Raw genomic sequence first — 25,633 nt, 5'->3', positions numbered from 1 at the left:
CGGCGGAATTCCACAGGATCTTTGATTCATGCTTGAACAGACGATCTCGCATCTGCAGGCGCTGGTGTCCTTCGACACCCGCAACCCGCCGCGTGCGATCACCACCGGTGGGATCTTCGATTACCTGCGCGACAACCTGCCCGGGTTCAACGTCGAGGTGATCGACCATGGTGCCGGTGCGGTCAGCCTGTACGCCGTGCGCGGTACGCCGAAGTACCTGTTCAACGTGCACCTGGACACGGTGCCGGACTCGCCGCACTGGAGTGCCGACCCGCACGTGATGCGACGCCTGGATGACCGCGTGGTCGGTCTGGGCGTGTGTGACATCAAGGGCGCGGCCGCTGCACTGGTGGCTGCGGCCAATGCCAGCGATGGCGATGCCGCGTTCCTGTTCTCCAGCGACGAGGAAGCCAACGATCCGCGCTGCATCGCCGCGTTCCTGGCCCGTGGCATTCCGTACGAAGCGGTGCTGGTGGCCGAGCCGACCATGAGCGAAGCGGTGCTGGCGCACCGTGGCATCAGCTCGGTGCTGATGCAGTTCGCCGGCCGTGCCGGGCATGCCTCGGGCAAGCAGGATGCCGCTGCCAGCGCGCTGCACCAGGCGATGCGCTGGGGCAACCGCGCGCTGGACCATGTCGAATCGCTGGCTTCGGCGCGCTTTGGCGGGCTGACCGGCCTGCGCTTCAACATCGGCCGCGTCGAAGGTGGAATCAAGGCCAATATGATCGCGCCGGCCGCCGAAGTGCGCTTCGGTTTCCGCCCGCTGCCGTCGATGGATATCGACGCACTGCTGGCCACCTTCGCCGGCTTCGCCGAGCCGCAGGCGGCCCTGTTCACCGAGACGTTCCGTGGCCCCAGCCTGCCGGCCGGTGATATCGCCGAAGCCGAGAACCGTCGCCTGCTGGCGCGCGACGTGGCCGACGCATTGGATCTGCCGATCGGCAACGCGGTGGACTTCTGGACCGAGGCCTCGTTGTTCTCGGCCGGTGGCTACACCACGCTGGTGTTCGGCCCGGGCGACATCGCCCAGGCCCATACCGCCGATGAGTTCGTGACGCTGGACCAGCTGCAGCGCTATACCGACGCCGTGCATCGCATCATCGCCGCCGGCGCCTGATTCTTCCCTTTCCGACGAAACTGAAATGTCTCCTGCCCTCCAGCCCCACCGCCAGACCCGCCAGACCATCGTGCGCCTGCTTTCCAGCATGGCCAGCGCGAAGGAGATCAGCCAGTACCTCAAGCGCTTCTCGCAGCTGGACGCCAAGCGCTTCGCCGTGGTCAAGGTCGGCGGCGCGGTGCTGCGCGACGATCTTGACGCGCTGACCTCCTCGCTGTCGTTCCTGCAGGAAGTCGGGCTGACCCCGATCGTGCTGCACGGCGCTGGCCCGCAGCTGGATGCCGAACTGTCGGCGGCCGGCATCGACAAGCAGACCGTCAACGGCCTGCGCGTGACCTCACCGGAAGCGCTGGCGATCGTGCGCCGGGTGTTCCAGCAGTCCAACCTGCGCCTGGTCGAGGCGCTGCAGCAGAACGGCGCGCGCGCCACTTCGATCACCGGTGGCGTGTTCGAGGCCGAGTACCTGGACGTGGATACCTACGGCCTGGTCGGCGAAGTGAAGAAGGTCAACCTGGCACCGATCGAAGCCAGCCTGCGTGCCGGCTCGATCCCGGTCATCACCAGCCTGGGCGAGACTGCGGGCGGCCAGATCCTCAACGTCAACGCCGACTTCGCCGCCAACGAGCTGGTGCAGGAACTACAGCCGTACAAGATCATCTTCCTGACCGGCACCGGTGGCCTGCTGGATGAGGCGGGCAACGTGATCGATTCGATCAACCTGTCCACCGAGTACGACCACCTGATCGCGCAGCCGTGGATCCACGGCGGCATGAAGGTGAAGATCGAACAGATCAAGGATCTGCTCGACCGCCTGCCGCTGGAATCGTCGGTGTCGATCACCCGGCCGGCCGACCTGGCCAAGGAACTGTTCACCCACAAGGGCTCGGGCACGCTGGTGCGCAAAGGCGAGAAGGTGCTGCGCGCCACCGCCTGGAACGAACTGGACCTGCCACGCCTGAAGGGCCTGATCGAATCCAGCTTCGGCCGCACCCTGGTGCCGGACTACTTCGAGAAGACCCGGCTGCTGCGTGCCTACGTCAGCGAGAATTACCGCACCGCGGTGATCCTCACCGACGAGGTCGAAGGCGTGTACCTGGACAAGTTCGCCGTGCTCGACGATGCACAGGGCGAAGGCCTGGGTCGCGCGGTCTGGAACGTGATGCTGGAGGAAACCCCGCAGCTGTTCTGGCGCTCGCGCCACGGCAACCCAATCAACCATTTCTACTACGCCGAATCCGATGGCTGCTACAAGCAGGACCATTGGAAGGTGTTCTGGTATGGCGCCGATGGCATCGATCGCATCCGCACCTATGTCGATCACTGCGCCCAGCGCGCCCCGAGCCTGCAGGGCTGAACGATGAACAACCCGGACGCCTGGAACCTGGTACCGACCCTGCGTGGCCAGCACGTGTCGTTGCAGCCGTTGCAGGGTGAGCACGTGCCCGGCCTGCGTGCTGCGCTGGAGGGCAGCGGGCTGGACCAGCTCTGGTACACCCAGGTGCCGTCGCCGGAGCGCACCGAGGCCTATGTGCAGGCCGCGCTGCAGGCGCAGGCCGAAGGCAGGGTGCTGCCGTTCGTGATCCGTGATGCGGCCGGTGACATCGTCGGCAGCACCCGTTTCTACGACATGGATGCGAGCGTGCCGAAACTCAGCCTTGGCTACACCTGGTACGCACCGCGCGTGCAGCGCACCGGTGCCAACACCGAAGCCAAGCTGTTGCTGCTGCAGCACGCATTCGAGGCCATGGGTTGCATCAGCGTGGTGCTGGAAACCAGCTGGTTCAACGCCACTTCGCGCACCGCCATTGCCCGCCTCGGCGCCAAGCAGGATGGCGTGCTGCGCAACCACAAGCGGCATGCCGACGGCACGCCGCGCGACACCGTCATCTTCTCCATCATCGATGCGGAATGGCAGGGCGTGAAGCGCCACCTGCAGTACCGCCTGGACAGCCACGCATGAACGATTCGACTTTCACCCTGGGCATCGTCGGTGCCCGCGGCCATACCGGTGCCGAGCTGATCAAGCTGGTGGCCGCGCACCCGCGGCTGAAGCTGGCCTTTGTCTCTTCGCGCGAGCGCGCCGGGCAGCGCCTGTCCGACCACCATCCGGAATTCCAGGGGGACCTGCAGTACGAGAACCTGGATGCCGACGCGGTGGCCGCCAAGGGGGTGGATGCGGTGATCCTGGCCCTGCCCAATGGCCTGGCCGCACCGTTCGTGGCCGCGCTGGAAGCGGCGAAGCCGGACACCGTCATCGTCGACCTGTCGGCCGACTACCGTTTCGACAACGGCTGGTACTACGGCCTGCCGGAACTGACCCGGGGCCGCTACAACGGCCAGAAGCACATCAGCAATCCGGGCTGCTATGCCACGGCGATGCAGCTGGCGGTGCATCCGCTGCTGGATCTGCTGGCCGGTCCGCCGCAGTGCTTTGGTGTGTCCGGCTACTCCGGCGCCGGCACCACGCCCTCGGACAAGAACAACGTTGAACTGCTGGCCGACAACCTGATGCCGTATGCATTGACCAACCACGTGCATGAGCGCGAGGTGTCGGTGCAGCTGGGCGTGGCCGTCGAGTTCATGCCGCACGTCGCGCCGCACTTCCGTGGCATCACGCTGACTGCGAACCTGTGGCTGAACCGTGCGCAGACCCGCGAGCAGATCGTCGAACGCTTCCAGCAGGCCTATGCCGGCGAACCGCTGATCGAGGTGGTGGACGAAGCGCCGTGGGTCAGCCGCATCGCCGGCCGCCATGGCGCCCAGGTCGGTGGCTTCACCCTGGCCCCGGGCGGCAAGCGGGTGGTGGTGGTGGCGACCCTGGACAACCTGCTCAAGGGCGCGGCCACCCAGGCCATGCAGAACCTCAATCTCGCGCTGGGCATCGACGAATTGACGTCGATCCCGCACTGACCCCGCCTTCCGGAGCCCCCATGGCAGACCTTCTTTGGCAGAAGCCCGGCGTCGCTGTCGACGCCCAGATCCAGACCTTCCTCGCCGGCGACGACGTGATCCTCGACCGCGAATTCTTCCTGCACGACATCGCCGCCAGCGCCGCGCATGCGCAGGGCCTGCAGCACATCGGCATCCTCAGCGCCGATGAGCTGGCCGGTCTGCTGCGCGAACTGGAGGTTCTGGCGCAGGACTTCCGCGACGGCCGCTTCGTGCTGGATACGCAGTACGAGGATGGCCACTCGGCGATCGAGGCGCGGCTGACCGAGCGTCTTGGCGATGCCGGCCGCAAGATCCATACCGGCCGCAGCCGCAACGACCAGATCCTGGTCGCCACCCGCCTGTGGCTGAAGGAGAAGCTGCAGCGCGTGGCACAGGTCAGTACCGACGTGGCCAAGGTTGCGCTGGACCGTGCGCAGGCCGAGAAGGATCTGCCGATTCCCGGTTACACCCACATCCAGCGTGCCGTGGTGTCGTCGGCGGGCATGTGGTGGGCCGGTTGGGCCGAAGCCTTCATCGACAATGCGATCCGCGCGCGCGACACGCACGCGCTGGTCGATGCCAATCCGCTCGGCACCGCTGCCGGTTACGGCGTGAACCTGCCGCTGGACCGCGAACACACCACCGCCGCGCTCGGCTTCGCGCGCATGCAGATCTCGCCGATCTATGCGCAGCTGTCGCGCGGCAAGTTCGAGCTGGCTGCGCTGGAAGCGCTCGGTGGTGCCACGCTGGACCTGCGCCGCATCGCCTGGGACCTGTCGCTGTTCACCAGCGCCGAGTTCGGCTTCGTTGCGTTGCCGGCGCAGTACACCACCGGCAGCTCGATCATGCCCAACAAGCGCAACCCGGATGTGATCGAACTGATGCGTGCCACCCACGCCAGCGTGGCCGCCGCGCGTACCGAGATCGAACAGCTGCTGTCGCTGCCGTCGGGTTATCACCGCGACCTGCAGTCGTCCAAGGGCGCCATCTTCCACGGTTTCGGCCGTGGCCTGGCCGCGCTGGAGCTGCTGCCGGCGCTGCTGGCCAATCTGGAATGGCGCGATGACAAACTGCGCGCGGCCATCGACTCGGGCATGTATGCCACCGATGTGGCGGTGGAAGCGGCCGTGGCCGGTGTGCCGTTCCGCGAGGCCTACAAGGCCGCGGCGGCCGGTGCCGACAGTGCAGGGCAGGGACGCACGCCGGAGGGCAGCCTGGGCGCACGCGTGTCGCCGGGCTCGGCCGCCGATCTGCGCCTGGATGAACTGCGCGCACGCTGGCAGGCGCTGTCCTGATGGCGGGCACCGTCTACCTGGTGCTGGCGATGCGCCGGCCTGATTTCAACGCGGCGGCCGTGCAGCCGCACCGCGACTTCCTTGACGCGTTGCAGGCGCAGGGCAAGCTGCAGCTGACCGGCGGCTTCGCCGATGGCAGTGGTGGCGCCTATGTGCTGTGCAACGTGGACAGCCTGGCGCAGGCGCAGGCCATCATCGCCACTGATCCGCTGGTGACGATGCAGGCCTCCGACCTGACCGTGCACGAATGGAACACCCGCTGAGGCCCTGACTGATGACCCTGCATGCCAGCCACATCGCTTCGCCGTTCCCGGAACAGGCGCTGCCGCCGTGGCGGCGTGCGGTGCTGAAAGTGGGCAGCAGCCTGCTGGCCGCCGATGGCGGTGGCCTGTCGCCGCGGCATGCACTGGGCCTGGCCCAGTTTGTCTCGGCCAACGTGCTGGCCGGGCGCGAGGTGGTGATCGTTTCGTCCGGCGCGGTCGCCGCCGGTCGGGCGATCCTGCCGCGCGCCGACGAGCCCGGCGCGGCGATGGCCGCACGCCAGGCCCTGGCAGCGCTGGGCCAGGCGCAGCTGATCGGGCTCTGGCAGCGCTTCTTCGAGCGCCCGGTGGCGCAGGTGCTGCTGACCCACGACGACCTGCGCAACCGCCGCCGCTATCTCAATGCACGCGCCACGCTCAGCGAGCTGCTGCGGCTGGGCGCGCTGCCGGTGGTCAACGAGAACGACACCGTGTCGGTGGACGAGCTCAAGCTCGGCGACAACGACAACCTGGCCGCGACGGTGGCTGCACTGGTCGATGCCGATGCGCTGTTCATCGCTACCGACATCGACGGGCTGTACAGCGCCGACCCGCGCAGCGTGGCCGACGCACGGCCTCTGCACGATGTCGCAGAGCTGAGTGATGAGGTGCTGGCGATGGCCGGCGGCGCGGGCTCGCGCGCCGGTACCGGTGGCATGCGCACCAAGCTGGAGGCGGCGGCGAAGGCCGGCCGCCTCGGCATCGAAACCTATCTGTTCAACGGCCGCAGTGGCGAGGTGGTACGCGCGCTGGCACAGGATCGCCTGTTCGGTACCCGCATCCATGCCGCACGCAGCCGCGAAGCGGCCCGCAAGCATTGGCTGCGCCACGCACCGCTGGCCGAAGGCGCGATCCTCATCGATGCCGGCGCGGCGCAGGCGATGCGCGAGAAGGGCGCTTCGCTGCTGCCCGGCGGCATCACCGGTGCGGAAGGGACGTTCCGCCGTGGCGACATGGTGCAGGTGTGCTGGGACGCACCGCAGGGGCGGGTGTGCATCGCCCGTGGCGTCAGCCAGTACGCGGCCGATGACGTGCGCCGCATCGCAGGCCGCCATTCGCGCGACATCCAGGCCGTGCTCGGCTACAACTACGGTGGCAGCGTCGTCCATCGCGACGACCTGGTGCTGCCATGACCGGACTGAAGGACATCCCGATGAGCGATATCCAAGCGCAGGCGCGTGCCTGCCGTGACGCGGCCCAGGTGGTCGCCGGCCTCGACAGCGAGGCCCGGCGTGCGCTGCTGCTGGGCATGGCGCAGGCGCTGGAAGTGAACGCCGGGTTGATCCTGGCCGGCAACGCACGCGATCTGGCGGCGGCGCGCGACAAGGGCGTGGGCACTGCCATGCTCGACCGCCTGGCGCTGGACCCGCCGCGCCTGTTCGCGATGGCCGAAGCGGTGCGCGAAGTGGCGGGGCTGCCCGATCCGGTCGGCCAGGTGACCCGCGACGACGTGCGCCCGAACGGCATCCGCGTGCAGAAGGTGCGGGTGCCGCTGGGCGTGATCGCGATGATCTACGAGGCGCGCCCGAACGTGACCGCCGAAGCGGCGGCGCTGTGCCTGAAGGCCGGCAATGGCGTGATCCTGCGCGGCGGTTCCGAAGCGATCCATTCCAATACCGCCATCGCCCAGGCGCTGGCCGGTGCCTTGCAGGCCCATGGCGTACCGCCGGCCGCGGTGACCGTGCTGACCGACCTGCGCCGCGAAGCCATGCTGGAGCTGCTGCAGCTGCACGAACTGATCGACCTGGCGATTCCGCGCGGCGGCGAAGGCCTGATCCGTTTCGTTGCCGAGCATGCGCGGGTCCCGGTGATCAAGCACTACAAGGGCGTCTGCCACCTGTTCGTCGATGCCAGTGCCGATCCCGGCAAGGCCATCGACCTGCTGGTGGATGGCAAGTGCAGCCGCCCGGCCGCCTGCAATTCGCTGGAAACGCTGCTGGTGCACCGTGATGTGGCCGAAGCCTTCCTGCCGCGCGTGGCGCAGGCACTCGGCGAGCGCGGCGTGGAGCTGCGCGCCGATGCGGATGCGCAACTCCTGTTGCCGGGCAGCACGCTGGCCACCGAAGACGACTACGCTGCCGAGTTCCTTGATCTGGTGCTGGCGGTGCGCGTGGTCGACGATCTGGATGCGGCCATCGCGCACATCCGTACGTACACCTCCGACCATACCGAAGTGATCGCGACCGAAGACAGCGGCAATGCCGAGCGCTTCGTCAATGCGCTGCGCTCGGCGGTGGTGATGGTCAATGCATCCTCGCGCTTCTCCGATGGTGGCCAGCTGGGGCTGGGCAGCGAGATCGGCATTTCCACCACGCGCCTGCATGCGTACGGGCCGATGGGGCTGGAAGCGCTCACCGTCGAGCGATTCGTGGTGCGTGGCGAAGGGCAGACCCGCCGCTGAGCGCCGGCTGCGCCAATATCAATGGTTGCTTCTGGTAGCTGCCGACCAAGGTCGGCAGCTACCAAAGCAAACGCCGGCCAAGGCCGGCACCCACCGGGTTGTCGGGCTACACCACTTCGCGGCGGATGCCGACCGGACGTGCGTGCTCGTCCATGTGCAGCGTCGCCGCCTTGCACTGGGCCAGGCGCTCGGCCAGGCCGGTACTGGCGCCCAGGTCCGCTGCCACCTCGTTGAGGCTGGCCAGCGGCCGCGGCAGTCGCCGGTCCCGCCCGCGGAAGCGCGCACGGTTGTACTCGGCCCAGCTGATCAGCAGCACGCTGGCGCACAACAGCATCACCGGCAGCGCCACCAGCACGTAGGGGTCGAACTGGTTCTGCCGCTCATACAGCTGCTGCCATGCCATCTGGCCGCCGACCAGCCACGACACCAGCGTCACCAGCGGTGCCCACAGGTAGAAGTAGAAGCCCCAGAACGCCAGGGTGACAAATCCCCAGGCCGTGCGCTGGAACCGCGGCTGGCGGTGTGGCTTGCGGATCATCCGCGAATCGAATCGGTTGGACGGGTGCTGTGCGTTCATCGTATTCCCCGATCAGGGCTGGTCCAGGTGGCGCGCTTGCGACGGCGTCGCAGCAGTGTCTTCGGCAACGCCACCAGGGTGGTGGAAAGGCTGATCAGCCAGTACGCCATCGGGTACCAGATGACCCAGAAGTAGTTGCGTCCAATCTGTGTTTCGTAACGCCGGTCGATGATCAGACTGCTGGCGAACTGCAGCAGGCAGACCAGCGCCAGGATCACGCCATGCCATTGCGGAAGCAGGCTGGCGATGTACAGCTGGGGCGGCATGGGGAAGAACTTGCCCAGCACCCACAGCACGACGATGAACAGCATCGTGTAGGCCCAGATCACGCTCAGTACGTACTCCAGCAGCACGCCCCACATGCGGCGCTCGCGCCAGTTCAGCAGAGAGCGGGCGTGGCGAAGCATGACTTCCACGCCGCCCTGCGCCCAGCGCAGGCGCTGCCGCCACAATCCCTTCAGTGTTTCCGGCATCAGGATGAAGCACAGGGCGTTGGGCTCGTAGCGGATGTCCCAGTGCCCGCGCTGCAGGCGCCAGCTGATGTCGATGTCTTCGGTCACCATGTCGTCCGACCACCAGCCCACCTGGTGCAATGCGGTGCGACGGAAGCCGGCAATCACCCCGGAAATGGTGAAGATGCGCCCGTACACGCGCTGCGCCCGCTTGATCATGCCGATAATGGAGGAGAACTCGGCCACCTGCAGGCGGCCAAGCAGGGTGGAGCGGTTGCGGATGCGCGGATTGCCGGTGACCGCGCCGACCCGGTTGCCGCTGACCAGGTGCCAGACCATCCAGTGCAGTGCGTGTTCCTCCAGCATGGCATCGCCGTCGATGCACACCAGGTACTCCGAGCGCGCAGCCAGCGCGCCCATGCGCAACGCGTTGGCCTTGCCCAGATTGCGGTCCAGGTGCAACACGCGCAGCCGCGGGTGCTGGGCCGCCAGCGCGTCCAGGCGCGCACCGGTGTCGTCACTGCTGCCGTCATCGATGGCGATCACCTCGTAGTCGGTCGGGTAGCGCTGGTTGAGCGCTGCGCCGAGGGTGTCGTCAAGGTTCTCCGATTCGTTGTGGCAGGGAATCAGCAGGGTCGCAAACGGCGGATCGACCATCAGCGGTGGATCGCTGCGCGGGCGCGAATGGCGTTCGCGGCGGTAGTAGTAGTACAGGCCGCCAGACATCCAGAAGAACGCCATCACCATCGGGTAGTAGAAGGCGAACTGGAACAGGATCAGCAGCAACGGATGCATGTCCACGTCACTTCTCCGGATACGGGAAGTTGCCGGCGGACATGGCCGCACGGGCATCGTGGGTGGAGGGCTGGTCGGCGATGAAGTCATCCGGGTACCAGGCGAAGTGGTGCACACCCTGTGCCTGCAGCTGGCGGATCTGCGCGCGCAGGCGGTCGGCGGGAATCGGCTGGCCCGTGCGCCAGTCGACGGTCTGCAGCTCGAACAGCGTGTGCTGCAGTTGTGGATCGTGGCGGCGTACGGCGGCCAGCAGCTGGTCAAGCCAGCGCTCCGGATGCTTGCTGCCCTCCATCCACGGCATCGCCATCAGCGCGGTCTGGTCATAGGCCTTGTTGAACAGGTCCAGGCGTTGCGCGAACCAGGCTTCGCTCTGCGGGCGCAGCACCGGTTCGGCATACAGGTTGCGCACGGTGGCCAGTTTCGGCCGCCAGCGTTGCGCGCGGTCGCGCAGGGCCAGGGTGAAGTCGATCAGCGCCTGGGTGCGCGCGCTGCCATCGCTCCCCGCCGGCAGCGACGGCAGCTCGGTGTCGCGCAGGTAGCCATCGTCGTGGAACAGCAGGCCTTCGAAGTAGGAATTGACCGCCAGGTCCTCGTAGAGGTCGAGCATGATCTGGCGCGCCTTCGGGTTGGTGAAGTCCAGCCGGTACATGCCATCGGCATCGCCGTTGTGGATGGCCAATGCCTTGCGCTGCACCGGGTCGGGCAGCTCGAAGCCCAGCACCGGCAGCCACGCATACACCTTCACCCCTGCGCGGGATTTCAGCTGCCAGGCCACGCGGCTGAACAGGTCCGCGCGCATCGGCATGTGGCGATTGGGGAAGTACAGCGCATCGGCGGTGTTGTTGCCGTCGGCGTCGGCGAAGGCCTGCAGGTAGACGTGGGTGGGTGCGATGCGCTTGACCCGTTCGATCAGCGCGTCGAGGTTACGCGCCTGCTGCGCCGGGTTGGGGTCATACACATCATCCAGGTCGATCTGCAGGGCGCGGATGCCATCAAGTGCCGCGTCGCGGCGCAGTTCGAATGCCAGTCCTTCCACGGTCGGGTTGTCGCTGACCAGGAAACGCGCCAGGCCGTGCAGCTCACGGGTGACCGGTGTGCTGCGCCCCTCCAGGTCGAACGACACCGGCATGCCCAGCTGCTCGGCGATGTCGTTGCTCAGTTGGTTGTAGGCCGCGTACGGCCACACGATCGCGCGGGGGCGTACGCCAAGGTGCTGCTCGATACGCTGCGCACTGCGGGTCAGGTCGGCGCGCAGGCGCTGCTCGTACTGCGTCTCGGTCTCATAGCTGCGCGTGGAAGGTGAGTAGACCCGGGTCACGACGGCCGGAGTGGAGTTTCCCTGCGGATTGGCAAGCACGCCATGGTGCAGGTTGTCGGTATGGCTGGCCACTTCGATCAGGCCGCTGTCATGCATCTGCTTCAGCTGCGCCCAGGTGAGGAAATCGTCGTGGCCGAACGGGCGGTAGCCGTAGTCGATGGTGCGCCCCGGCGCCATGTCCATGTAGTCGGTGATCACCGCCACCAGGGCCGGGTAGCGATAGGCCTGCAGCAACGGGAACGCCTTGTCGTAGACACTGCGCAGGCCGTCATCGAAGGTCAGCAGCACCGGCTGCGGTGGCAGCGTGGCGCGGCCCTGCGAAGCATCGATCACCTGCGACAGCGACACCGGGTGGTAGCCATGCGCCCCCAGCCAGTCCAGGTGTGCGGCGAAGTTCTGCGTGCTCACCGCGTAGGTATCGGCATCGCCCTTGGCGGCCACCTGGTCGCGGATATCGTGGTAGCTGAGGATCAGCAGCCCGTTGTCGGCCGCATCGAGATGCGCGGCCTGCTGTGCCAGTGCGGTCGGTGCGGTGCTGAGCAACAGCAGCAGGATCAGTCGCAGGATGCGGGCCATGTCAGTCTCCCCAGCGCAATGCGGCTTCGAAGCCGAGATGGCGTTCGCGGTGGCCGTCGTAGACCGGCCGCGACCAGCGTACGCCGTACTCGAGCACACGGCCCGGCCCCAGCTGCCACTCATGCTGGTAGGACACCGATGGCACCAGCGCGCTGCCGAAGCCGTCCTGCCAGTAGTCCCCCAGCGAAACCGTCAGCCGGTGCCGGAAGTGGCGTTCGTAGTGCCGCCACAGTTGCTGGTCGATGCGCAGCCCGATCTCGACCATGCGGTCACGCGACGGGTTGAAATAGGGCGCATCATCGCGGCTGCCGCGACTGGTGTAGGCACTGGCCAGGCCGTCGACCAGCCAGCGCGGTCGAGTCAGCAGGCGCTGCTCGAGGGCGGTACTGAACAGCTCGCGATGATTGCCGTCGTCGTAGCGGAAGCGGCTGGCGCCAAACATCCAGTGGGTCAGCTCACTGCGCCGGTAGTCCACCCGCGCGCTCAGGCTGTCGGCGGTGATGCCGGCAACGCGCGCCTGCATCGACGCTTCCGGATCATTGCGCGCGGCCACCAGGCCGGCGTGCCAGTAGTCGTTGAACTGCCAACCCACGCCGGCGCGCAGGCCGGTATCACCCACATGGTCGTTGGCGCGCAGCACGGCCGCTTCCGCATCCAGCTGGCCGAAGCGGTAGCGCACGCCTGCGCCGAGCCAGAGCGGGTCGATGCGCTGGTCCTGGAAGTCGACCGAGCGCCGGTCGGCAAAGGCAAACAGCCGCCAGCGATCGTCCAGGATCGGCGACTGCACTTCCACGCCATAGCGACGATCGTTGTTGCCCAGGGGCGAGGTGCCGCCACCGCCGGAGCTGCGTCCGATGTCGGTCCATGCCTGCACCTGCCACCCGCGATGCACGCGCCACGCCTGGTCCATGCGCTGCACCGCCGGCTGGGTCGGGTAGCGCGCGACCAGGTCGTCGTGCAGCGGTCGCGCCAGGTCATCGCGCTGCAGGGCGACGTAGGCCTCTTCCATGCCCAGCCGCGCCTCAACGTCACGCGGGTCGAGCGCGTGCGCCATCTGCTGCCGCTGCAGGGCCCGGCGTGGCCAGCCGCGCATCATGTACACGCTGCCCAGTGCGCTCTGCAGGCCGCCGTTGCCCGGCGCGATATCCACCATCGATTCCAGGTCGTGCTGCGCGGTGGACAGGTCGCCGCTGTAGGCGCGCACCATCGCCAGATTCAGGTCGGCCTCGTAGCGCGACCAGTTCGCATACGGCGATTTGCCATTGCTCCAGCGCCAGGCCGGTTCCTTGTCACGCCACGCCTGCAACAGCTCAATGGCGTTCTCCTGCTGCTCGCTTTCCAGGTAGGCGTAGGCCAGTTGCGAGTGCGAGGCATCGCGTGTGGGATCGCCGGCCACCGCGGCCTGCAGCACCGGGATGGCTTCCTGCGGATGCAGCGTTCCCATCAGTGAATCGCCCACCGCAGGCAGCACGTAGTCGGGCAGCGTGTGACCCTCGGCCTGCAGGGCGCGTGCCTCCTCGCGCACCTGGGCGTGGCGCCCCAGCCGGTTGAGCAGGATCAGGCGGTCCATGCGGATGCGCAGCGGGGCCTGGGCCGGTGGCGTGCCTTCGCCGCCAAGATAGCGCTGCATGCGCGCCAGCGTGAATTCGGCCTCTTCCAGGCGGCTGTCTTCGCTGCGGCTGTAGGCCAGGCTCCAGACCACCAGCTTGGCCAGATAGTCGCCCTCCAGGCGTTGCTTCTGGGCATCGTCGAACAGCTGCGGTCGCTGCTGGTAGAGCTCCCAGGCGCGCCACGCATTGCCGATGTCGCCCAGGGTCAGGACGCGCAGTTTGAACAGCAGGTCGTCATTGGGCTGTTGTTGGCTCGCACGTTCGATCGCGCCCAGTGCGTCCAGCCAGCGGGCCTGGTCACGGTAGCGGCCGATCTCGGCCAGCGCCGCCTCGCGGTCCGGCGGCGCGGCACTGCTGGCCCAGGCCAGCGCGGAGCAGGCGAGGCCGACGCAGAGCGCCAGCCGGCGGTGGACGACCATTGGGGACCCCCTTGGCTTCCTGACCAGACAACCGTGAAAACTGTGACGCACATCACATGCCAGATTTCTGGATGGCCGTGCCCTGCGTCACTCCCTTCGTGCACTCCCGCCCAGTCAGGACGGGTACAACCCGGACAGCGACCCGCGATGTCATGTCTTGAACGAGAATCCCCGCGCACCGAGTGGTGGCCTGGGCGGCCGGGCCGCCCCAAGGCCCAATGCCGACACGCGGCAAGGTTGGGCACTCGTGGGCACTATCCGCCCGGAATTGTCAGTTGCGCGTCAAATTTCCCGGAAGGGGCGATGAGCGGCCGCCGCGGCTTACCAGAGGTCTTCCAGTTTGCGCGGCTTGCAGGCCACCCAGGAGGCGCACAGCATCAGCGTGGCGCAGCCGAACAGGAAGCTGAATGGGAGCGTCCAGCCGTCGCTGACGGTGTGCAGCCAGCCGACCAGGAACGGCCCCAGGCAGCTGAAGCTGTAGCCCACGCCCTGCATGAAGCCGGACAGCGCCGCCGAGCCGGTGGGGGTACGCGTACGCAGGTTGATCAGGGTCAGCGCCAGCGGGAACGTGGACGGGCCGACGCCGAGCAGGCAGGCCCACAGCAGCGGGGCCTTCATCGGTGCCAGCAGCAGGCCGGTGAAGGCGATCACGAACGAGAAGAAGCCGATCAGCACCAGCGGGAACGGGTTCTGCAGGCGCACCGCCATCGACGGAATGACCAGCGAGGGCAGCAGGCCCAGCGCCGAGAACACCGCCACCATCACCCCGCCGAAGGCCGGCGAGCCACCGGCCTCGACCACGATGCGCGGCAGCCAGGTGAACATCGAATAGGTCATCAGCGAGGTCATGCCGAACATCAGCGTCATGCTCCAGCCCAGCGACGTGCGCCAGACCTTGCCATGCGGCTGCGCGGTGGGGTCGGTGACATCGGCCTGCGGCTTCGGCGCGCGCCGGGCCAGCATCAGCCACGGCAGCGCGGCGGCCAGCGCCAGCAGTGCCCACATGCCCAGCGACACGCGCCAGCCGGCCGCGTTGGCCACCGGCACCGCCAGCAGCGCCGGCAGCATCGTGCCCAGCTGCAGCACACTGATGTAGAGCGTGCTCATGGTGCCGACCTTGTTGGCGAAGTAGCGCTTCACCAGCGGCGGCACCACCACGTTGCCGATGCCCATGCCGGCCAGCGCCAGCACCGAACCCAGCAGCAGCGTGCCGACATTGCCGGCGCTGGAGCGCAGCAGCAGGCCGGCCATCGCCATCACCATCGCCAGCAGCGTGGTGCGCTCCAGGCCCAGGCGCCGTGCCAACGCCGGTGTGGCCACGCCGAACAGGGCGAACGAGGCGGTCGGCAGCATGCCCAGCACGCCGGTCATGGTGGTGCCGAAGCCGAACTGCTGGCCGAGCACGTCCAGCAGCGGCGTGATCGAGGTGACGGCGGTGCGCAGGTTGACTGCGGCCAGCAGGATCGCGGCGAAGGCGAGCAGGCGCCCGTGCAGCAGCGACGGCGAATCGGAAGGGGAGGAGCTCATCGGTGGTCCTTGCAGGTGACGCACGCCGGAGTGCTGGCATGCAGGGCCGGCATCGGTCTACGCCGACGCGGCAGGGTGGGGGAGGCGCCATTGTACGTGGCTGGCGGGGTGAGGTCCTGTTGGCGCGATTTGTCGCGATCTGCATCGCTGGAGGGCGGCGGCTGATGTGCGTCACGTATTCGCCGCAATCCAGCCAAACCCTTGCAGTGCCAGCCTGCGCCGGTGCTGATGCGGGAGGCACGCTGTGCTCGACGCCGCGTTGAAGCGCGCGCGGTGTCGGAGCGTTGCTAGGTTCGGGCCACCTCCAGGGCGGAAGGATTACAGGGTGGCAAGGACGTTGATTGTGGTCGGTGATGCGACCACCGGCGGTGGCAGGGTCATCACCGGCTCCCCCGCGACCGACATCGAGGGCATGCCGGTTGCGCGGGTGGGCGACAAAGCCACCTGCCCCAGGCACCAGTGCGTGGCCACCATCGTAAGCGGCGACATCACGCTGACGTTTGAAGGCCAGCCCGTCGCGCGCCACGGCGACCGGCTCTCGTGCGGCTGCTCGCTGATGTCCGGCAAGCAATCCCGCGTCCATGTGGACATGGGTGGCAAAGGTGGCGGGGCTGACAGTGCCAGGCCCGCCGCTGCCGCCTCGCAGCCGGCCCCGTTGCCGGTACTGCCGCAGGCCGGCAAGCCGTCTGTATGCGAGGCGTGCCTGCTGGCCGCTTCGCGCTCCGGCGCAACCTTCCTGGGGCGCTGAATGAACCGATACGTCATTGTCGATGCAGCGGCCTATGCCGACACGGCCAAGGCGCTGGCCTGGTATGCGCAGGACCTGCCGCACCGGACCCTGTTGGCACGCCAGCCCGAGGCGGCGCACGCCAGCCTCGGGCCCTGGCTGATCCAGTTGCCCGCGCAGCACCAGACCCCGGTGGATGGATGGTTGCGCGCGCTGGAAATGAACAAGCCGGTCGTGGCCTGGCTCAGCAGCGACGCCGGATTTGAAACGGTGTTCCAGCACCTGGAAGCCTGCCTGGACCTGCGCCGTCCCAGCGGCAAGCTGGCACTGCTGCGCTACTGGGATGGTCGCGTGTTCCTGCGCTTGCAGCGGGCGTTCACGCTGCAGCAGCGCAGGCAGCTGATGGGCCCGCTGCGGCAGTGGCGCTTCCAGATGCTGGGCCAGCACTACGCCTTGGAACGTGACGCGCTGTATGCAGCGGAGACCGGTTGATGTTTGAGATCAACGAAGAGCAGGAGGCCCTGCTGCGTCTGCCTGACCCCTCCACCTTTTTCCCGTTGTTGTGCCGGGAGATTCGCGAGGAGTACCCCGGCAGGGTGGGTCATCTGAGCGATGGCGCATTGATGGATGAGGTAGTGCAAAGCCATGACCATGCCGCCTACGTGCTGCGCATCACCCACCTGCCGGTGCTGGTGCGCTGGGTGAAGGCAGATGTGGCACGGACGCGCGGTTTGCGGGCCGTCCCGGCCGCGGACATGTGGATGCGCACCGCGAAGGATCCGAATCTGGCAGCGGCTGATCTGCTGTCGAATCTGGCAGGACACCAGGAGTAACGATGGGCACCAGAATCATCGGCCCGCGGCCTTGGCTTGGGCCCGGCATGGGAGGCGGCAACGGCGGCGTGGATGAAGACGGCCATCCGGTGGAACCCCACGGTGGGCCGACCACCGGTGACGTGGTCGATGGCATTCGCGATGTGGTGGATGGCATCCAGCGGCGGGTGCGCGGTGAAGCCAAGCCGGATGCGCGCGCTGAGCCGAAGGTCAAGGCGCGGGAGGTGGACTGCTCGCAGATGCCCGACGAAACCGCGTGCAACGAGTGCCTGCTGAAGGAGGGGTTCATCGGTCCACCCCTTACCCCGCGCTATGTGACCCAAAGCAATCTGATCAATTACGAGTATCAGTTGTACATCGCCAACCTGCGCTCGGCACCGCTGCGCTTTGGTTTCATGGTCGCCGACAAGGCGGATCCTGATCGGCGGTTGTTCTCGGTGGATACGTTGTTTGACTACCTTGAGCGTGATGGGTTCTCACGCACCGTGCAGGAGTGGCATTTCAACGCCTGTGAGTTTGATGGGTTCTGGTTGAAGGACTGCACGGTGGTGGAGGCAAAGGGGAGGTACGACCAGTTTCTGGATGAAGAAGAAAAGCCGAAGTACAGGTTTGTGGTACCCAGTGTCTTTCAACCATGGAGGGAGCAGATGATTCGGCAGCGCGCTGCGATTGCGATCGCTGAGCCTCAAGGAAGGCTTGTTTGGTGCTTCATGGAGGGAAGGGCAATGGCAGCGGCCATTGAATTTGCTCGACTTGACCCGTTGATTTGCAGATATGAGCCATTCCCGGGAGGTGGTATATGATCATCCGAGCTCAAGCCGATCTGTGGACAGCGCCTGTCGCGAAATCTCCGCGCGAAGTTCTGCGAGTAGCTGTGGAGATAGCTGAGAAACTGGCGCGGATGCATCCATTAATGAAAGGGTGGTATGCGCTTCCTTCGAGTCAGAAGGAGAAGACTCTTTCCTTGAATGATTCGGAAGAGCTCTTGACTCGGATGGAACGGGATGTGGAGAAGCGTCGCCAGCGATTTGGTGACTATGCGGAACTCGGTGCGTCTTTGAGTCTCGCCAATGTCGACAACGACCGCGACTGGCGTAAACCGGGAGTGGTTGTGCTCCAGTTGGACCCGACAACTGGATTTAATGCTTTCAGTATTGAGGGTCTTGAGCCGTTTGGGGATGCGACGTCTCTGCTAGTGCTCAATGTGCTGATCGAGCTGGTGAAGGCATTGCGGCCGACGTTCGCCTGTACGAATGTCAAAGCCAGAACGCCCGAGAAGGGCCTTGTGACATATCAGATGAGCCGACGCTTGTATCAACACCGCGAGTTCTTTGGCTGGATGGGCTTCGTCCCCGCGCAGATCACCCACGCGCAGATTCCCGACGCACATGCCGTCCACCCGGTCGATGGTCTGGGCACGGTCATCGTCTCGGTGCCGGGCGTGTTTGATCCCACCGACGATGCGCAGGTGGACCAGGTTCACCGTGTTGAGATGGATCTTGCCAGCTATGACCTGCTGCCGGTCACGGACCCGAGCTTGAAGGGGTGAGAGAGCGGATGCACGACCTACGGCGCTCGAGCCAATCTGCACGGAGCGAATGGCATCTGCCGGCGCGCGCGGTGGCGCCAGGGCGTACAGGAACGCCTGACATGTGCCGGCCGGGCCTGGGGGCATTTCGCCAGCCTGAACGTACGGCTCCGTCGAGGAAGGATGGCGGGGCGGGGCCATTGCCGTTTCCCCCGTTGCCCGAATGCCAGGCACAAAAAACCCGGAGGACTGTCGTCTTCCAGGCTTCTTGGTGACCACCGAAGTGGTCGGGGAGACAGGATTCGAACCTGCGACCTCTACGTCCCGAACGTAGCGCTCTACCAGACTGAGCTACACCCCGAAGGGAGCCGCCTATTCTAGCGATCTACCCCGATGGCGGCAAGGGGTAAATGCTGTTTTCTTCACACTGCCGAAGCAGTGCCACTTCAGGGAACAAAAAAGCCTGGACGACTTCACCAGGCTTCAATGCGACCACATGAGTGGTCGGGGAGACAGGATTCGAACCTGCGACCTCTACGTCCCGAACGTAGCGCTCTACCAGACTGAGCTACACCCCGAAGGAGCCGCCTAAGATACCGTGTGAAGGCCAAGGCGGCAAGGCTTTTTTACCGCTCAGTGACGATTTTCCTTCTCGATGCGGTTCTGCTCGCGGGCTTCGAACCACATGCCGTTGAGGATGGCCACCGTCGAGGCGAGGCCGGCACCGAGGATCCAGGCGAAATACCACATGGTCAATCTCCTTTGTTCAAGGGATGTGCCGGCCATGGACCGGCACATCGTCAATCAGTAAGCGTTCGGGTTGTTGCCCATCTCTTCGCTGGTGGTCTTGCCCTTCAGCACGCGGTACACCCAAGTGGTGTAGGCGAGGATGATCGGCAGGAACACCGCCGTGGCCAGCAGCATGATCCACAGGGTCAGGTGGCTGGACGAGGCATCCCACACGGTCAGGCTGGTGGTGGGCTGGCTCGAGGACGGCAGCAGGAACGGGAAGATGGCAAAGCCGACGGTCAGGATGATGCCGGCGATGGCCGCACCGGAGGCGATGAAGGCCAGGCCGCCGCGACGGGCTCGCAGCAGCACCGCGCTGGCCAGCAGGCCGGCCAGGCCCAGCAGCGGCGCCAGGATCGTGGCCGGCATCGTGCTGTAGTTGCGCATCCAGCCACCGGCGGCGCCGAGCTCGGCGGTCTTCAGCAGCGGGTTGGTGGCGCCATCGGTGACCACCTGCGAGGTGATCTGGTAGCCGGGCAGGCCGAAGGCCACCCAGGCACCGCCCACCGCGAACAGCACGAAGGCGATGATCGCGGCGATGCTGCCGAAGCGGGCCGCACGTTCGGCCACCGGGCCGTCGGTCTTGATCACCAGCATGGCGGCACCGTGGGCGACCAGCATCGACACGCTGAGCAGGCCGGCCAGCAGCGCGAACGGCATCAGCAGACCGAAGAACGAGCCGGTGTAGAAGATGCGCATGCTGTCATCGAAGTGGAACGGCACGCCCAGCAGCACATTGCCCACCGCCACGCCCATGATCAGCGCCGGGATGAAGCCACCAATGAACAGTGCCCAGTCCCAGGTGTTGCGCCAGCGTTCGCTGGGCATCTTGCTGCGGAACTTGAAGCCAACCGGACGCAGGATCAGCGCGAACAGGATCACGAACATCGCCAGGTAGAACCCGGAGAAGCTGACCGCGTACAACGGCGGCCACGCGGCGAAGATCGCACCACCGCCCAGCACCAGCCACACCTGGTTGCCTTCCCAGACCGGGCCGATGGTGTTGATCACCAGGCGGCGCTCGGCATCGGTGCGGGCGACGAAGGGCAGCAAGGTGCCCACGCCCAGGTCAAAACCATCCATCACGGCAAAGCCGATCAGCAGGATGCCGAGCAGCAGCCACCAGATCACGCGCAGCGTGGTGTAGTCCAGAAGAATGAAATCCATCGTGGTTCTCCTGCCTCAGGCCTGGCCGGCGGCGGGCGCCGAGGCATTGTGGGAAGCATGCGGCTGAGGCGACTGCAGCGACGGCAGCACCTCGTCCGGACCCTTGCGGATCGCCTTGAGCATCAGCTTGATCTCGACCACGATCAGTGCGGTGTAGATCGCGGTGAAGCCGGCCAGGGTCAGCACGATTTCGTGCAGGGCCAGGCCCGATGCCGCATAGAAGGTCGGCAGTACGCCATCAACCGCCCACGGCTGGCGACCGTACTCGGCCACGAACCAGCCGCATTCGATGGCGATCCACGGTGCCGGCAGCGTCCACAGGGCCACCTTGAGGAACCAGCGCTTGTCCTGGAAGTTGTTGCGGCAGGAGTAGTAGAAGGCCAGTGCGAAGAAGGCGATCAGGTAGAAGCCGAGGCCGGCCATCACGCGGAAGGTCCAGAACAGCGGCATCACGCGCGGCACGGTATCCATCGCCGCCTGCGAGATTTCCTGCGGGGTGGCGTTGAGGATGTCATCGCGGTAGCGCTTGAGCAGCAGGCCGTGGCCCAGATCCTGCCAGTGGCGATCGAACATCTCGCGCGCTTCGACGTCGTTCTTGTTGGCACGCAGGCGTTCCAGCGCACCGTAGGCCAGCTGGCCGCCACGCACGCGGTGTTCGGCACGCTCGACCAGTTCCAGGATGCCCGGGATCGGCTGGTTCAACGAACGGGTGGCGATCAGGCCCATCAGGTACGGGATCTTCACCGCGTAGTCGTTCTGGTGGGTCGTCTGGTTCGGGATGCCGAAGGCGGTGAAGTCGGCCGGCGCACGCTCGGTTTCCCACATCGCTTCGATCGCGGCCAGCTTCATCTTCTGGTGTTCGCTGGCGGCGTAACCGCTCTCGTCACCCAGCACCACCACCGACAGCGAGGACAGCAGGCCGAACGCCGCGGCGACCGCGAACGAACGACGGGCCAGGTCCTTGTGCTTGTTGCGCAGCAGGAACAGGGCACTGATCGCCATCACGAACACCGCACCGGTCACGTAGCCGGCGCTGACGGTGTGCACGAACTTGGCCTGCGCCACCGGGTTGAACACCACCGCCATGAAGTCGACCACTTCCATGCGCATGGTTTCCGGGTTGAACACCGCACCGGTCGGGTTCTGCATCCAGCCGTTGGCGATCAGGATCCAGATTGCCGACAGGTTGGTGCCCAGCGCCATCAGCCAGGTCACCATCAGGTGCTTGACCTTGCTCAGGCGGTTCCAGCCGAAGAAGAACAGGCCGACGAAGGTGGCTTCCAGGAAGAATGCCATCAGGCCTTCGATGGCCAGCGGCGCACCGAAGATGTCACCCACGTAGTGGCTGTAGTAGGACCAGTTCATACCGAACTGGAATTCCATGACAATGCCGGTGGCGACGCCCATGGCGAAGTTGATGCCGAACAGGACGCCCCAGAACAGGGTCATCCTGCGCCAGATCTCCTTGCCGGTCATCACGTACACGCTCTCCATGATGGCCACCATGAAGGACAGGCCAAGGGTGAGCGGTACGAATAGGAAGTGGTACATCGCGGTCAGCGCGAATTGCAGCCGCGACAGTTCTACGACTGTCTGATCAATCATGGCCTGGCTACCTCGTTGGATAGTGCCGTTGCAGGTGGCGGGAAGGGTGGTCTACGACGTGAATGATGTGACCGACTACTTCAGAAAGCCTTGATCCAGATCAATGTATGAACAGGTCTGCGAAGGGATCGTATGCGAACCTGATGAAGACTGCGACCGCCGGCCGCAGGGGCGGGCTGTTGCCTGCGCCTACAATGCCGTGTCTCCCCCGTTGACCGTGAAGACCCCTTGAGCGCTGCCGAAACGACTTCCGCCAGCCTGTCCCCGGACGCTGAAACCACCCGTCAGCGGCGCGCGCGCACGGCCTGGCTGGCCGATCTGGCGCGGCCGGCACGCGGTCGTCAGCGCCTGGCCGCGTTGTGCATCAGCGTGTCGGGCGCGTTGCTGATCGGCCAGGCCGCCAGCATCGCTTGGCTGGTGCAGCAGGTGCTGGTGGAGCACGCCGCGCTGGCGTCGGGGCTGCCGGTACTGGGTGCGCTGGCGCTGATTCTGGTGCTGCGCACCCTGTTGGGCAGCGCCACCCAGGTGGCGGCCGGCGATGTGGCCGATGCCGCACGGCTGGCATTGCGCGAGCGCGTGTTCGCCCGCCTGCTGGGCCATGGCCCGCTGTGGCTGCGCCAGCGCCGCACCGGCGAACTGGGCGAACTGATGCTGCATCACGGCGATGCGATTGAGAATTATTACAGCGGTTTCCTGCCGGTACGCACTGAAGTGGTGGTGGTCCCGCTGCTGATCCTGGCCGCAGTGGCCTGGGTCGACTGGGTGGTGGCACTGATCCTGTTGTTTACCGCGCCGCTGGTGCCGTTCTTCATGATGCTGGTGGGCTGGGGCGCGGAGGCCGCAGGCCGTGCGCAGCTGGGAGAGCTGGCGCGGATGAGTGGCCATTTCGCCGACCGCATCAAGGGACTGGGCCTGCTGCGCCTGTATGGCCGCGGTGAGGCGGAGCTGGCCGGTGTCGAAGCCGCCGCCGAGGGTGTGCGTCTGCGAACCCTGAAGGTGCTGCGCATTGCCTTCCTGTCCTCCACGGTGCTGGAGTTCTTCGCCTCGGTGAGCGTGGCGATGGTGGCCTTGTACCTGGGCCTGAGCTACCTGGGCATGATGTCGCTGCACGCCAGCGTGCCGAGCCTCGGCGCCGGCCTGTTCTGCCTGCTGCTGGCCCCGGAGTTCTACGCCCCGCTGCGGCGCCTGGCCGCGCACTACCACGACCGCGCCAATGCCCTGGCCGCCGCCGCCGAAGTAGAGCGTCTGCTGCAGTCGTTGCCCGATGAGCAGGGCCTGGTCGAGAACGAGACCGCGCCGCTGGCGGTGGAGCTGGAGCCGGCCGAGGCCGCATTGCCGCCCTTGCAGGCGCGCGGCCTGGTGCTGCGCCCGCTGGGTGCGCCGCAGGATGTGCTGCAGAATCTGGACGTGCTGCTGGAGCCGGGCCAGCGGCTGGCCCTGGTCGGCCCCAGTGGCAGTGGCAAGAGCACGCTGCTGGAAGCGCTGGCCGGCTGGTTGCCGCCGCGCGCCGGCAAGTTGCAGTTGCGCCCCGGTGTGCAGGTGGCCTACGCCAGCCAGCGCCCGTATCTGTTCCACGGCAGCATCGCCGACAACCTGCGGCTGGCCGATCCCGGGGCCACTGACGCGCGCCTGCGCGCGGTCGCCGAGGCCGCGCAGGTGCTGCAGTTCGCACAGCGTCTGCCGCAGGGGCTGGACACGGTGATCGGCGAGCGCGGCTTCGGCCTGTCCGGTGGCGAAGCTCGACGCATCGCCCTGGCGCGCTTGCTGCTGCGCGACCCGCAGGTGCTGCTGCTGGACGAACCCACCGCCTTCCTCGATGCCGATACCGAAGCGGCACTGCTGCGCAGCCTGGCCGCGTATGCGCGCGGGCGCAGCGTGGTGGTGGCCACCCACAGCCCGACCGTGATCGCCTGGGCCGACCGCTGCCTGCTGCTGCCGAAAGGTCGCCTGGTCGAACCGGCGCAGGCGGTGCGCGCATGAACCGTTCGCCCGATTCGCTGCGCGCGGTGTTCCTGCGCCATCGGCCGCGCCTGCTGCTGACCGTGCTGCTGCTGTGGACCACGATGCTGGCCGGTACCGCACTGCTGGGCCTGTCCGGTGGTTTCCTCACCGCGGCTGCGCTGGCCGGTGCGGCCGGGCTCGGCCAGGGCTTCAACTTCTTCTCACCGTCGGCCGGTATCCGTGGCCTGACCATGGCCCGGATCGTGTCGCGCTACTTTGAAAAGCTGGTCGGCCACGATGCCACCCTGCGCATCGCCCGCGATCTGCGTGTGTGGTTCTTCCGCCGCGCGCTGCCGCTGGCACCGGCCCGGTTGGGCGCCACCCGTACCGGCGACCTGCTGGCGCGCCTGCTCGGTGACATCGGTGAGGTCGATGGCCTGCTGGTGCGCGCCATCGGTCCGCTGCTGGCGCTGGGCGGATTGTCGCTGGTGGCGATTGCTTCGGCGGCGATGATCCTGCCATCAGCGGCGCTGTTGTTGGCGGTACTGGCGGTGCTGATCGCCTTCGGTGTGCCGTGGCTGGGCGTGCGCGGCCGGGATGATGAAGAGGCCGACCGCGCCGCGCATCGCGCCGCGCTGCGCACCGCCGCCTTCGAGGGGCTGGAAGGCGCGGGCGATCTGGCCGCGCTGCATGCCGATGCAGCGTGGCAGCTGAAGGTGCGGGTGGCGGCCAAGCAGCTGGCCTCGCGCGACCGGCGCCGGCGCTGGCGATTGATTGCCGGCTCCACGCTGCATGGGCTGGTCGCCGGGCTTGGGCTGGTGGCCATGCTGGCACTGGCCCTGCACGCTGCCGAGCAGCAGCGCATCGCGGCGGAAATGGCGGCCGGCCTGGTCTTCCTCACCGTCGCGCTGATCGAGCTATGGGCGGGCATGGGCCTGGCCTGGCAGTCGCTGCAATCCGGGCGCATCGCCGCCGATCGCCTGCAGGCCATCGTCGAGCAGCCGCCGACGGTGGAGGACCCGCAGGCACCGCAGCCGGTGCCACAGGCGGCGCGCGTGCACTGGGATGACGTGCATTTCCAGTGGCCGGGTGCCGCGCGGCCGGTACTGGCCGGTGTGCAGCTGACCCTGGCGCCAGGCGAACGCATTGCCCTGCGCGGTGACAGCGGCTGCGGCAAGACCACGCTGTCCAGCCTGCTGCTGCGCCTGTGGGATCCGCAGCAGGGACGGTTGACCTGTGGCGGCCGTGATCTGCGCGATTTCGCCCAGGCCGAATGGCATCGGCAGCTGGCCTGGCTGCCGCAGAACGCACCGGTGTTTGCCGGAACGGTAGCCGAGAATCTGCGGCTGGGCGATCCCGATGCCAGCGACGCCGCGCTGTGGGCGGTGCTGCGCCGGGTACGCCTGGGCGAATGGGCCGAGCACAACGGTGGCCTGCAGACCTGGGTGGGCGAGAACGGCGCGACGCTGTCGGCCGGCCAGGCGCGGCGCCTGGCACTGGCGCGTGCGCTGCTGCGCAACGCGCCGATCCTGCTGCTGGACGAACCGACCGAAGGCCTGGACGTGGATACGGCGCGCGCGCTGTTGCAGGATCTTTCCGCGCTGCTGGACGGTCGCAGCCTGCTGATGATCACCCACGATGATCTGCCCGAAGGCGTGGTGGATGCACAGTACCGGATGCGTGATGGCGTTCTGGTGCGCGAAGCGTAAATGGTAGTGCCGGCCGC

23 protein-coding genes and 2 tRNA genes are annotated in these 25,633 nt (G+C 66.9%); 15 read left to right on the top strand and 10 right to left on the bottom strand.

Annotation, left to right across the window (positions count from 1 at the left end; genetic code table 11):
• Positions 1-28: 28 nt before the first annotated feature.
• From N4G47_RS12540 to N4G47_RS12505, 8 genes are read left to right on the top strand one after another with little or no spacing between them, the layout of a single operon-like run.
• Positions 29-1,117, top strand: a complete 1,089-nt coding sequence (locus N4G47_RS12540) for an acetylornithine deacetylase (RefSeq protein WP_475287489.1) — start codon at positions 29-31, stop codon at positions 1,115-1,117.
• Between the two features lie 25 nt (positions 1,118-1,142).
• Positions 1,143-2,471 (top strand): acetylglutamate kinase, encoded by a 1,329-nt coding sequence (locus tag N4G47_RS12535; RefSeq protein WP_475287487.1) that lies wholly within the window; start codon positions 1,143-1,145, stop codon positions 2,469-2,471.
• 3 nt (positions 2,472-2,474) lie between these two features.
• Entirely contained in the window at positions 2,475-3,077 is a 603-nt protein-coding gene (locus tag N4G47_RS12530; protein ID WP_475287485.1) for a GNAT family N-acetyltransferase, read from the top strand.
• Entirely contained in the window at positions 3,074-4,027 is a 954-nt protein-coding gene (argC, locus tag N4G47_RS12525; protein WP_475287483.1) for an N-acetyl-gamma-glutamyl-phosphate reductase, read from the top strand. Before N4G47_RS12530 ends, argC begins: the two co-directional genes overlap by 4 nt.
• Positions 4,028-4,047: 20 nt before the next feature.
• Positions 4,048-5,343: an argininosuccinate lyase gene (argH, locus tag N4G47_RS12520; RefSeq protein ID WP_475287481.1), complete on the top strand. Its 1,296-nt coding sequence runs from the start codon at positions 4,048-4,050 to the stop codon at positions 5,341-5,343.
• Positions 5,343-5,606 carry a YciI family protein gene (locus N4G47_RS12515; RefSeq protein WP_475287479.1) on the top strand — a complete coding sequence of 88 codons (264 nt, stop codon included), beginning with the start codon at positions 5,343-5,345 and terminating at the stop codon, positions 5,604-5,606. Before argH ends, N4G47_RS12515 begins: the two co-directional genes overlap by 1 nt.
• A gap of 11 nt (positions 5,607-5,617) precedes the next feature.
• Positions 5,618-6,775, top strand: coding sequence for a glutamate 5-kinase (proB, locus tag N4G47_RS12510; protein ID WP_475287477.1), 1,158 nt, complete (start codon positions 5,618-5,620; stop codon positions 6,773-6,775).
• On the top strand, positions 6,772-8,043 hold the full coding sequence (locus N4G47_RS12505; protein ID WP_475287475.1) for a glutamate-5-semialdehyde dehydrogenase: 1,272 nt from the start codon (positions 6,772-6,774) through the stop codon (positions 8,041-8,043). The genes proB and N4G47_RS12505 overlap by 4 nt, the downstream gene beginning before the upstream one ends.
• 106 nt (positions 8,044-8,149) lie before the next feature.
• On the opposite strand, the gene pgaD is transcribed toward N4G47_RS12505, so the two are convergent.
• The 5 genes from pgaD to N4G47_RS12480 all read right to left on the bottom strand — a co-directional run bounded on the left by pgaD (position 8,150) and on the right by N4G47_RS12480 (position 15,317).
• A complete protein-coding gene (gene pgaD / locus N4G47_RS12500) occupies positions 8,150-8,620 on the bottom strand; it encodes a poly-beta-1,6-N-acetyl-D-glucosamine biosynthesis protein PgaD (RefSeq protein ID WP_475287473.1) in 471 nt (156 codons plus the stop codon).
• Complete coding sequence (pgaC, locus tag N4G47_RS12495) at positions 8,617-9,867, bottom strand: poly-beta-1,6-N-acetyl-D-glucosamine synthase (protein ID WP_181358716.1); 1,251 nt, start codon at positions 9,865-9,867, stop codon at positions 8,617-8,619. Before pgaC ends, pgaD begins: the two co-directional genes overlap by 4 nt.
• Before the next feature lie 7 nt (positions 9,868-9,874).
• Entirely contained in the window at positions 9,875-11,761 is a 1,887-nt protein-coding gene (pgaB, locus tag N4G47_RS12490; protein ID WP_475287471.1) for a poly-beta-1,6-N-acetyl-D-glucosamine N-deacetylase PgaB, read from the bottom strand.
• Between the two features lies 1 nt (position 11,762).
• Positions 11,763-13,790, bottom strand: coding sequence for a poly-beta-1,6 N-acetyl-D-glucosamine export porin PgaA (gene pgaA / locus N4G47_RS12485; protein WP_475287469.1), 2,028 nt, complete (start codon positions 13,788-13,790; stop codon positions 11,763-11,765).
• 321 nt (positions 13,791-14,111) lie between these two features.
• On the bottom strand, positions 14,112-15,317 hold the full coding sequence (locus N4G47_RS12480) for a CynX/NimT family MFS transporter (protein WP_107230975.1): 1,206 nt from the start codon (positions 15,315-15,317) through the stop codon (positions 14,112-14,114).
• Between the two features lie 325 nt (positions 15,318-15,642).
• Between N4G47_RS12480 and N4G47_RS12475 the strand changes: the two genes are divergently transcribed.
• From N4G47_RS12475 to N4G47_RS12455, 5 genes are read left to right on the top strand one after another with little or no spacing between them, the layout of a single operon-like run.
• Positions 15,643-16,065, top strand: a complete 423-nt coding sequence (locus tag N4G47_RS12475) for a PAAR domain-containing protein (RefSeq protein ID WP_475287467.1) — start codon at positions 15,643-15,645, stop codon at positions 16,063-16,065.
• Positions 16,066-16,536: a DUF4123 domain-containing protein gene (locus N4G47_RS12470; protein WP_475287465.1), complete on the top strand. Its 471-nt coding sequence runs from the start codon at positions 16,066-16,068 to the stop codon at positions 16,534-16,536. It begins immediately after the preceding gene.
• Positions 16,536-16,877 carry a hypothetical protein gene (locus N4G47_RS12465; RefSeq protein ID WP_475287464.1) on the top strand — a complete coding sequence of 114 codons (342 nt, stop codon included), beginning with the start codon at positions 16,536-16,538 and terminating at the stop codon, positions 16,875-16,877. The genes N4G47_RS12470 and N4G47_RS12465 overlap by 1 nt, the downstream gene beginning before the upstream one ends.
• A gap of 2 nt (positions 16,878-16,879) precedes the next feature.
• The gene (locus N4G47_RS12460) at positions 16,880-17,680 is read left to right on the top strand and encodes a Tox-REase-5 domain-containing protein (RefSeq protein ID WP_475287462.1); all 801 of its coding nucleotides are present in this window, start codon (positions 16,880-16,882) and stop codon (positions 17,678-17,680) included.
• Positions 17,677-18,426, top strand: a complete 750-nt coding sequence (locus N4G47_RS12455; protein ID WP_475287460.1) for a hypothetical protein — start codon at positions 17,677-17,679, stop codon at positions 18,424-18,426. The genes N4G47_RS12460 and N4G47_RS12455 overlap by 4 nt, the downstream gene beginning before the upstream one ends.
• Before the next feature lie 263 nt (positions 18,427-18,689).
• Here the strand turns inward: N4G47_RS12455 and N4G47_RS12450 are convergent.
• The 5 genes from N4G47_RS12450 to N4G47_RS12430 form a co-directional block, all read right to left on the bottom strand.
• A tRNA-Pro gene (locus tag N4G47_RS12450) sits at positions 18,690-18,766 on the bottom strand.
• A gap of 140 nt (positions 18,767-18,906) precedes the next feature.
• Positions 18,907-18,983: transfer RNA gene (locus N4G47_RS12445), tRNA-Pro, on the bottom strand.
• Positions 18,984-19,038: 55 nt separating this feature from the next.
• Positions 19,039-19,155, bottom strand: a complete 117-nt coding sequence (gene cydX, locus N4G47_RS12440) for a cytochrome bd-I oxidase subunit CydX (protein ID WP_008268311.1) — start codon at positions 19,153-19,155, stop codon at positions 19,039-19,041.
• A 54-nt stretch (positions 19,156-19,209) separates the two neighbouring features.
• Positions 19,210-20,361 carry a cytochrome d ubiquinol oxidase subunit II gene (gene cydB, locus N4G47_RS12435; RefSeq protein WP_475287458.1) on the bottom strand — a complete coding sequence of 384 codons (1,152 nt, stop codon included), beginning with the start codon at positions 20,359-20,361 and terminating at the stop codon, positions 19,210-19,212.
• Positions 20,362-20,376: 15 nt separating this feature from the next.
• A complete protein-coding gene (locus N4G47_RS12430) occupies positions 20,377-21,966 on the bottom strand; it encodes a cytochrome ubiquinol oxidase subunit I (RefSeq protein ID WP_107230964.1) in 1,590 nt (529 codons plus the stop codon).
• A gap of 228 nt (positions 21,967-22,194) precedes the next feature.
• Between N4G47_RS12430 and cydD the strand changes: the two genes are divergently transcribed.
• Both cydD and cydC read left to right on the top strand, forming a co-directional pair.
• Positions 22,195-23,946, top strand: coding sequence for a thiol reductant ABC exporter subunit CydD (gene cydD, locus N4G47_RS12425; protein WP_475287456.1), 1,752 nt, complete (start codon positions 22,195-22,197; stop codon positions 23,944-23,946).
• Entirely contained in the window at positions 23,943-25,616 is a 1,674-nt protein-coding gene (gene cydC, locus N4G47_RS12420) for a thiol reductant ABC exporter subunit CydC (RefSeq protein ID WP_475287454.1), read from the top strand. The genes cydD and cydC overlap by 4 nt, the downstream gene beginning before the upstream one ends.
• Positions 25,617-25,633 lie beyond the last annotated feature (17 nt).

The sequence above is a fragment of the Stenotrophomonas sp. GSD10 genome (assembly GCF_056172695.1).
Note: the sequence above shows the minus strand (reverse complement) of the source record. Positions and strands in the feature narration are given on the sequence as shown.